Origin of the sequence: Pedobacter sp. (assembly GCF_045628745.1) — a bacterium.
In the GTDB taxonomy this organism is placed as follows: domain Bacteria; phylum Bacteroidota; class Bacteroidia; order Sphingobacteriales; family Sphingobacteriaceae; genus Pedobacter.
This window is the reverse complement of the sequence record NZ_JAZQPU010000226.1, coordinates 1-7,536: the sequence shown is the minus strand read 5'-3', so window position 1 is coordinate 7,536 and position 7,536 is coordinate 1. Positions and strand designations below refer to the sequence as shown.

Below are 7,536 nucleotides of genomic sequence, written 5' to 3'. Positions count from 1 at the left end.
GTTAACTGCGAATGCAGGCCCTTTGAGTACTTTAATTTTATAGGACGGTCTTGTAATGGTCTGCTCAAACCTATAGGTAAACTCCTTCTCATTTTCCGTCAAAATGTATTCTTCATTACTGATTACTTTTAATGAAAGTTTTTGTTGATATGCCAAACGCGTTAATGTATCGAGCATTATTCTTACAGGTAAATCCTTCCCATAAAGCTCTTGTTTTCTTAACGGTTGTTTATAGAAGTAACTCACTTCCATAGACATGCCTGCTAACACTTTATAAATCAAATCCCGTGATCTTAAGACCTCCATCTCATTATCAGTTGATCGTGAATTTTTAAACATATTTAAATCACTGAAGGCTGTTCCTTTTAAAAGGCCATCTCCTTTTAAATCATCTTGTATCAATAAAGTACTCGTAATTCTATAGAGTGGAACGGTAATTTTAAGGTAGAGGTAAGCACCACCTACACCTAGCAACAATGCAATTAAAAAATAGTACCAATACTTTACATATTTCATTAATTGACCCTGGATATCTGAGTTATTAACCGGCAACTGGTTGTATATAGCCATAATAGATTTATTTAAATGTTATATTTTTAATAGTCCTGTTTTTATTGTAATACTGCGGTAGCTAAAACAGCAACAGCAGAGATAACAGCAATTATTAAAGGCATCGTTTGTGAACTATTGCTGAATTCTATAGATTTAGTTTTATCAGGTTCAATGTAAATGACATCGTTCTGTTTTAAATAAAAATATGGGGAATTCAAGACACTCTGATTGTTTAAATTTACACGAGCCATTGTCCGCTTACCATCGTTTTCACGAATAACCAATACATTTTCTCTCTTGCCATAGGGTGTCATATCACCTGCTAATCCTAATGCTTCCAGGAGATTAATTTTTTCATTTGGTACGATAAAGGAGGAAGGATGACTTACTTCCCCAATAACAGTAATCCTAAAGTTTAGAAATTTTACGTTTACTACAGAATTATTAACATAACGTTTAAGCGAAGTTTCAATCAAACTCTGGGCTTGGGTAATGGTTAAACCCTCAACTTTAATTTCCCCTAACACAGGGAATTTAATTTTACCCGCTTCATTTACACGGTATCCTTCCCTTTCATACATTCCATTAGCGCCAATAGCATTGGAGGTTGATGCAAACAACATATTAGACTCAGGACTAGTACTATTAACCGTAATGCTTAAAATGTCATTTTGCAAGATTTTAGGAACACCATCATTCAAAATTTTATTTGAAATCTCATTCTTAGACGAAAGGTCACTGAAATAGACCAAATTCCTTTTTGCGCAACCACTTAACAATATTATGCATAACGCATAAAACAAATAGTTCTTTTTCATAAATTAAATTCCATATTAAGATGAATAAATATATTATTAAATATCATTACCCAAATCTATGGACTTATACACTGGAAAAGAATTTATTTGAGCATTTGTGAACTATATCGTGAAGTAGTGGTAATTTTTATACATATATTGTAAATATTACACAACCAATTCGCTGATGCGGCTAATCTAGAATTGTTTAAGATAAATCTATTAACAGCAAATGGGGACTATTTTTACGGATTGTGGAAAGTAATTTCACTATCTATAATTTAAAAAATTTTGCAAAAACCCTTTATAATAAGTAAAAAGCTCCAATTATAGCGCGGATTATACTACATGTTTTATTTCTTTAATAAGTATATTTGTTAACTATTGTCCCACTCCGTGTAAATGAGAATATGATGTGTGTAAAGAAATGACACAATGAGCTTATAATATACTATATAAAGCAGTGAAAATTAAATAAAATGAAAGATAAACATCATACGCAAACAGTACACTTATCAAAGTGGAATGCTTTCGTTAATTCTAAGTGTCCTAGATGTAGAGTAGGAAAAGTTTTTGAAGGGCCAACTTATAGCTTTTCAGTTCAAAAAATGAATGAATTTTGTCCACACTGTAAACTAAAGTTTGAAAGAGAACCTGGATATTTTTATGTGGCAATGTTTGTAAGCTATGCCTTTAACGTTGCAGAACTAGTTTCGGCGGGTGTTGCTGCCTACATTTTTGGCTTGGAGTTAGATTATGAAAATTTGTGGTACTTTGTCGCTGTGCTCTTAGGCACCGTAGCTCTATTTTCACCATTCAACTATAGATACTCTAGAATGGTGTTATTATATTGGTTGTCTCCAGGACTTCACTATGAGCCTGAAAGAAGTAAAACTAATCCTTAACGTAATGAGAATCAATTTATAAACAATTCTTTGATTTTAAGAAATCATAATATAAGGGCTCATCTTCAAACATATCACTTCCTTCAAGCATATAGGCATGAAGAAGGTATGCCTGGGCGTTAACTTCTTCCTTAAGATGAAAATAACATTGGCCGAGACGAAGCAGTACAAAAGGATTGGGAAATTCAATACCATAAATAATATAGGCCCTTTGTAAATATTGAATTCCTTCTTCAAAATTGTTAAGGTAATAACACGCGTCACCTATTGAAGCACATAGCCAACCAGTGGCTTCCCATTTATCCTTTGGTTCAGGAATTACATTGAGTGCTTTAGTAAACCAACCTATAGCATGCTCAAAGTTTTCATTTTCTATCTCATCATTGCCATTTTGAGCATATGCATTAATAAGCTTTTGTTGTTGTTCAGATAATTCCTCTTGTTCAACTTCCTTTGTGGCCTTAACTATATTATTCATCTTAGTAACAAGTGTTTAATTTACGGCTTGATCCTAAAACCGGGCCTGTTATTAAATAATTCATTTACAACCTATTGATGAATTTAATAATTAAATTCTACATATCAAAACAAATTAAATATAGAAAAACAAATTATTCTCCAGCCTCCCTCTCAATCTGTTTAATGATGTTTCCCACTTCATTTTCTGTTGAATGCAGTTTTTGCTGACAAAACGTTATCAAATCTGATGCTCGTTTTACTTTTTGCGCCAAAATATCCACAGAAATAGATTCCATCTCTATTTCATAAGCTATTTCAGCCAGTTCCTTATAAGCTTCTTCGTAAGTAAAGTTAGTTTCCATTATTTCTGACTTTTGATGTAACAATTGTTTCAATTTCTTCGTTCGCAAGCTGTATCGTTAATTGATCGCCCGGCTTTACAGGTAATGCATTCGTAATAATTTCACCTTTGAATTTTAAAATAGCAAAGCCTTTTTTCAAAATATTCTCAGGACTCATCATTCTCACTATTGATTGAAAATGTTCAAGCTGCATCCTTTCATGCATGATAAGAATTTTATTAAATATTTTAATTTTACCGAATAAGCCATCAATATCCTTATGTTGATTACTCAATAACATTTTAGGCCGGTTGATAAATATTCCCGAGAGGGATTGGAGCTTACGCTGATGCCTTTGTAGTAAACTCAGTACATCCTTCATAAAATGACTTTTAAAGTCATTTAGGCTCTTAGTGTGCCATACCAAAATTTGCTGGGTTCTAATAATGATCTTTTTTTGCATAACCAGCAAGCTTTCTTCAAATTTTCTATTGTGCGCTATAATTAATTCAGCAGCTCGTGTTGGTGTCTTTGTGGCAGAGTTTGCCATCAAATCCACAAGGGTTTCATTTTTTTGATGGCCAATACCTGTAATAATAGGGATAGGAAACCTTGCTACGGCCCGGGTCAGTTCATAATTATCAAACAACAAAAAATCAGATTGGGCCCCTCCGCCCCTGATGATGATCACCGCATCGTAATCAATTTTGCTATTAAATACTTCAATTAATTTGTTAACTAAAGCCAGTGCATTTTGCTCACCTTGAACCTTAGTTAAATAGAGGTCCATATTAAATTTATAATTGAAGGAATTATGAATTAAGGTATGTTCGAAATCTTGAAATCCTGCGGATGTTACCGAAGAAATAACAGCAATATTTTGAATTACTTTTCTAAGATTAAGCTTACTATTCTTTGTGATGTAGACATCACCAATTTTTTGAATATATGTAGGATTTTCCCTTAACAACCGCTCAAGGGTAACCATTCGCTGTTGCTCGAATTTACCAAGTGTAAAATTGGTATCTATATCCACCATCTGCAACTGTAACCCATAAGCCTCATGGTAATGTACAGCAACCTGCATGAGAACGTTAATATCGTTCGTAAATTTTTGACCCGTTGATTTTTCAAAATTAGCAATATGACTAGCTGCAGTTCCCCAAGCTCTTGCAGCAATTTTAGCCATAATTCTTGAAGAAAATTTATCCTTTTCAACAAGCTCAAAATAGTGTTGGTTGGTTTCTGCTTTAAAAGTATGGCTGTTGATATCAGCAATAACCCAGAAAGTGGCATTACTAAATACACCATCCAAGGCTTGTTTAATTTGCCTGGAAAGAGCAGATAATTTGATGATCGTAGGAGGAACCAATACCGTAATTAAATTTTTATTATAAATTTAGTCATTTCAAAGAATAGCCGACTCATATTTATCCAATAAAACTTTAATGGTTTTACGTCCTTTCAGCACGTTGAAAATTAAAATCCCTATAATAGCACTTGATATACCCGCTAGAACATCAAGCATATAATGATGACTTGTATAGATCGCGGTGAACCAAATTCCTAACATCACTATTGCGAAGAATATATTGATAAGGCCTAATTTATTTTTCAAACCGTAGTATAGAACTATAACCGGATAAGAAGAATGCAGGGAAGGCATAGCTGCAAAAACATTAGATCCCTTGCTATATATAGTTTCAAAAACAGGCATCTGAAAAAAAACATCAAACCTACTTAGCCCGCCGGTATTACCCGGTGTATGGGCTATAAAATCAAATCCATGCTGTTGAACATACCAAGGTGGTGCTGCCGGGTAGATATAATAAACGACAAAGCCTAAACAGTTAACCAATAAAAAAGTAAAAGAAAAGTAAAGGAACTGCCTGCGGTTTACAAAAAACAAATATGCAGCAAATGCCAATGGAACAGGAATCCATAAAAGATAGAAAAAGCCAGAGCATACATCTGTTATCGTATTACTATTGGCCAGCCAGTATTCATTAGGAGTTAAGTATTTGCCATTTACTAATATGCCAAACAAACTTTTTTCTAAGTTATAAAGCTGTTCCACACTTACCGAATGGTAAAGGTAGTTTGGAAAAGCCTTCATGTAATCAAACAATATCCAGTAGACAATAAATATGGAAAAGCCGAGGATAAACTTCCTGGAGTACCAGGATGCATAGAAACAAACATTAAAGATAGCCATCAAAACAAGCTGGTCGGATTTGAAACCAACCAGAAAGTTTGAAAATACAAGGTAAAAAAGCGATATAAACGTTGTTGTTAAAACAGCTCTCCTGCTGAACAATGACATTTTAATGAGTAGATCTTCAGGCATTATTCTTCTTTGAAAAGTTAGAACCAAGAATTTTATCCCAAAAATCAGAACTTACACCAAAGCCCTTAGTAGCATCAGCGTAATGATGTAACATATGGTGTTGTTTCAGCCTTTTCCAAAGCCCACTTTTAAAATTCGCATGATGAAGCGCGTAATGTATCATATCGTAAATCAGGTAACCTGTAATAAAACCTATAAAAAAGGCGTCGTGTAAACCAGTAGGCAAAAGGTACTTAAAAAGAATATAAAAGCCAAGGGCTAAAGGAATACTTGCCGTTGGTGGCATTACTAATCGTTTGGCATCATTTGGATAGTCATGATGTACACCATGAAATATAAAATGTATTCTTTTCAGCCATTCTGATTTGGGATGAAAGTGAAATATATGCTTGTGTAAAATATACTCCACAAATGACCACACAAAAAGACCTGAAATTATATAACCTACAAAACTCAAGGCACTCATCTCCATAATAAATAACGTTTGCCAAGCTAAATACAGGATTACAGGAGTATAGACAATCAAAGGTACATAGTAGTTGACCTTTGATAAACTTTCTAAAAAACTACTTTTGAACATCCTGATGGAATCAGATGAGTTCGAAACAAAATTCTTTTTCATAACCTTATATTTTAATCCTTTCAATTAAAGAGGCATTGTTTTTAGGATTTTTTCCTGTCAACTCTACATATTTAACATTTGGAACCCAAAATGTACCCCCCTCTATTCTTACAAAAATTCTATCTAATTGTATTTTTTTATTATTCGCCGTCACATACACATGGTATTTTTGGTCAGTTTCTGATTTCATTAAATACATCGGAAACTTCTTATAAGAAACAAAACTTAGTTTATATTTATCATTACCCAATTCCTGAGCTTCAATGCCATAAGCAAATTTTCGCTGTATATAATTCAGCTCTTTTTTTTCTCCCTTATCGCCATATCTCATCCAATATACTTTAATAGGCTCATCCTTTACTATGACCCCATTTTTATCTAAGTTCAGCTCACAGATGATCGTATTTGTATTGGGATCACGCTGAAGGTAAAATAATTGATTTTTAATACCCTTTGGTGTAGGAAACTTAACGGAAGATGGATTATTGGTATCCACTTGTGCAGAGGAGGTTGTTACCTCTCCAAAACCAACAATTGAAGCCAGAATAAACGCAGAAATAACGACCACTTTTTTTACCTGAAAAGCATTTTTCTGTTGTTCATCTTTTAAGTTCAACGCTTTTTTTGCATCATTTAAGCGGTTTATCGCTGTAATGTTAGTCATGAAAGCCATAATAGTAATGGGAATAGTAAAAATAGACATGGTTTCAAACACATGAAAAGAAATACCAGGAACATAAACTTTATAATCACCACCAACATAATGACCTGTAATGCCACAGGCAATAGCGACTACCCCTATAGTAATAACACGTTCAGGTCGCTGCATTAAGCCACCTTTACATTCAACACCTAGTCCCTCCGCCCTGGCCCTGGTATAACTCACCATCATTGAGCCCATTAATGCAATAAAAGCAAAAAGTGAACTTAAAAAATAATGATGTGAAACAAGGTAATAACAGATACCCAAAAACATAATCAATTCACTATATCTATCTAATACAGAGTCATAAAGTGCGCCAAAGGTAGAACTCATGTTCCCTATCCTAGCCACCTGACCATCCAACATATCAAACAAACCTGCAAATAGCACCAATGCGCCACCCCATCCCACAAAGGACAGGTCGCCTCGGTTGCTTTTTTCTGCTCCAAATATAAAAATAACTGCTACTCCTATATTAAGTAGCAAGCCAATAGTTGTAACCGCATTTGGTGTAAGACCAATACGGATGAGACTTTTCACAAAAGGGTTTATGATCACGTAAATCCCCTGTTGCAGACGATCTCTTAAAGTTATTGCAGCCATTATATTATTTATTGTATTTAAAAATCAAATTTCACTCTTGCACGAATTCCCCATTCAGATACTACAGGATGGTCCAGATAGTTGAATCTTTTAACAAGGTCAACCCTTAATAGTTTAAAAATATTACCAATTCCAACGCTTCCTTCCATGTAGGGTTCTTTATCCAAAGTATAGGTTGTTGAAACACCATCAAGTGATTGAGGGAAT

9 protein-coding genes and 1 pseudogene are annotated in these 7,536 nt (G+C 34.0%); 1 reads left to right on the top strand and 9 read right to left on the bottom strand.

The window, feature by feature from the left end; genetic code table 11:
• A pseudogene (locus ACR2F7_RS08660) lies at positions 1–570 on the bottom strand (GumC family protein); the annotation flags it as partial.
• Between the two features lie 41 nt (positions 571–611).
• Positions 612–1,370 carry a polysaccharide biosynthesis/export family protein gene (locus ACR2F7_RS08655; protein ID WP_432713180.1) on the bottom strand — a complete coding sequence of 253 codons (759 nt, stop codon included), beginning with the start codon at positions 1,368–1,370 and terminating at the stop codon, positions 612–614.
• 458 nt (positions 1,371–1,828) lie between these two features.
• Here ACR2F7_RS08655 and ACR2F7_RS08650 point away from each other — a divergent pair, with 458 nt between their 5' ends.
• Entirely contained in the window at positions 1,829–2,254 is a 426-nt protein-coding gene (locus ACR2F7_RS08650; protein WP_432713179.1) for a DUF983 domain-containing protein, read from the top strand.
• Positions 2,255–2,270: 16 nt separating this feature from the next.
• On the opposite strand, the gene ACR2F7_RS08645 is transcribed toward ACR2F7_RS08650, so the two are convergent.
• The 7 genes from ACR2F7_RS08645 to ACR2F7_RS08615 all read right to left on the bottom strand — a co-directional run.
• Positions 2,271–2,732, bottom strand: a complete 462-nt coding sequence (locus ACR2F7_RS08645) for a tetratricopeptide repeat protein (protein WP_432713178.1) — start codon at positions 2,730–2,732, stop codon at positions 2,271–2,273.
• Positions 2,733–2,865: 133 nt separating this feature from the next.
• The gene (gene xseB / locus ACR2F7_RS08640) at positions 2,866–3,075 is read right to left on the bottom strand and encodes an exodeoxyribonuclease VII small subunit (protein WP_432713177.1); all 210 of its coding nucleotides are present in this window, start codon (positions 3,073–3,075) and stop codon (positions 2,866–2,868) included.
• A complete protein-coding gene (gene xseA / locus ACR2F7_RS08635) occupies positions 3,065–4,426 on the bottom strand; it encodes an exodeoxyribonuclease VII large subunit (protein WP_432713176.1) in 1,362 nt (453 codons plus the stop codon). Before xseA ends, xseB begins: the two co-directional genes overlap by 11 nt.
• 36 nt (positions 4,427–4,462) lie before the next feature.
• Complete coding sequence (locus tag ACR2F7_RS08630) at positions 4,463–5,401, bottom strand: phosphatase PAP2 family protein (RefSeq protein WP_432713175.1); 939 nt, start codon at positions 5,399–5,401, stop codon at positions 4,463–4,465.
• Complete coding sequence (locus tag ACR2F7_RS08625; protein ID WP_432713174.1) at positions 5,394–6,023, bottom strand: sterol desaturase family protein; 630 nt, start codon at positions 6,021–6,023, stop codon at positions 5,394–5,396. The genes ACR2F7_RS08630 and ACR2F7_RS08625 overlap by 8 nt, the downstream gene beginning before the upstream one ends.
• Positions 6,024–6,027: 4 nt before the next feature.
• Positions 6,028–7,329, bottom strand: a complete 1,302-nt coding sequence (locus ACR2F7_RS08620; RefSeq protein WP_432713173.1) for a DUF4833 domain-containing protein — start codon at positions 7,327–7,329, stop codon at positions 6,028–6,030.
• Positions 7,330–7,346: 17 nt separating this feature from the next.
• Positions 7,347–7,536 (bottom strand): hypothetical protein (locus ACR2F7_RS08615; RefSeq protein WP_432713172.1); only part of this gene is annotated, 190 nt, incomplete at its 5' end.